Origin of the sequence: Streptococcus sp. DD11, from assembly GCF_001578865.1 — a bacterium.
GTDB classification, from domain to species: Bacteria; Bacillota; Bacilli; order Lactobacillales; family Streptococcaceae; genus Streptococcus; species Streptococcus panodentis.
Genome location: NZ_KQ969397.1, coordinates 12,186 through 13,311, shown reverse-complemented (window position 1 = coordinate 13,311; position 1,126 = coordinate 12,186). Strand labels below are relative to the sequence as shown.

Genomic DNA, 1,126 nt, shown 5'->3' with positions numbered 1-1,126 from the left:
GTTGAAAGGAGCAGGGTTGTGGCTGGCTGTAATCATGATACCGGCAAAGGTTCCTAAATGCCGAACGGCAAATGACAGTTCAGGAGTCGGCCGCAGGCTTTCAAAGACATAGGATTTGATGCCATGCTTGGCCAGAACAGCTGCTGACTCAAAGGCGAATTCCGGTGAAAAATGGCGGGAATCGTAGGCAATGGCAACCCCGCGTTTCTTGAAAGCTTCACCTTTTTCATCAATCAAGCGGGCCAAACCTTCGGTCGCCTGCCGAACGACATAGATATTGATACGGTTGGTACCGGCACCGATCAGACCGCGCATGCCGGCAGTACCAAACTCAAGATTGGTATAAAAAGCATCTTCTTTGGTCTTTTCATCCATCTGCTGCAGCTCTTGGCGGAGGTAGTCAGGAAGATCCGCATAGTCAAGCCATTTTTGGAAGTTATCTTGATAAGTCATAGGTGAAGTCTCCTTTATTTTTAAAATGCAAGAGCAGGAAGTGAGAAATAGTCTCTCAGCAATTACTTCTCTTTGATTATTTAATCGCTTTCATTGTAACATATTTTCATAGTTTTTGAAAGCACCGGCCCGAAAAAGAATGAAATATTCTAGAAAATTGAGCTGATTAGCGAAGAAAAAATAAATCACCGGAAGTGATTATTTTTTGATTTTTTCAAGAGAGGGAACAATGCTTACTGTAAGAATGGCTGAAATAATCAGCTCTGCGATTGAATTTGCAGAAAGAACAACTGCTAATAAGGCTTGGATATTGCCCTGATAAACATTGGAAAAGAGGAAAAAGATGCCGCCCAGAACAAAGACGGTATTGGCAGCAGATCCGGCTGCTCCGGCCAGAATCAGGCCAAATTTATTTTTCATGAATGTATAGACATAATAAGGGGCTAGACCGATAAGGATGCGGGGCACTAGGGCAATCAGGAGCGAAGAAAAGTTTCCGTTGGGCACAAAGGGAGAGAAGAGATAGCTGGTCGGCAGGAGTACGACGGTATTTGTAACAAGGCTGATGATTCCCATCAGAAAACCAAGCACCGCCCCAACCTTTGGTCCATAGAGGATGCTGGCAATGATGACAGGGATATGGATAATGGTCGGTTTGATGGGGACGGGCAGC

General features: G+C 44.8%; 1 protein-coding gene and 1 pseudogene. Both read right to left on the bottom strand.

Annotation, left to right across the window (positions count from 1 at the left end; translation table 11 throughout):
• Window positions 1-453, bottom strand: a pseudogene (locus tag STRDD11_RS11080) (phospho-sugar mutase); the annotation flags it as partial.
• Window positions 454-651: 198 nt separating this feature from the next.
• The coding region (locus tag STRDD11_RS11075) for an ECF transporter S component (RefSeq protein ID WP_128837484.1) at window positions 652-1,126 on the bottom strand (475 nt) is incomplete at its 5' end.